General features: G+C 55.0%; 1 pseudogene. It reads right to left on the bottom strand.

Annotated elements, in window-relative coordinates:
* Window positions 1-229, bottom strand: a pseudogene (locus B2W52_RS02570) (methyl-accepting chemotaxis protein); the annotation flags it as partial.

Here is a 229-nt window from a genome sequence, read left to right on the forward strand (position 1 = left end):
GTGCATTGGCAACACCAGCCACTTCGTCGCGCCCTTTCAGGACTGGCACCCGTGTAAGATCGGCGTTCTTTTCCATGGCAACCAGATCGTTTTGCATACCCTGCAAGCGCAGAATAACCGACTGCCTCAACCACCAGGTCATGGCGATAACAATAAGCAGAAAGGATACGGAACCGGCAATCACAAAGGTCTGCTGGCCAGCCAGAAACGACAGCAACTCGTCGGCGCC

This window comes from Marinobacter sp. UBA2498, assembly GCF_002341575.1.
In the GTDB taxonomy this organism is placed as follows: Bacteria; Pseudomonadota; Gammaproteobacteria; order Pseudomonadales; family Oleiphilaceae; genus Marinobacter; species Marinobacter manganoxydans.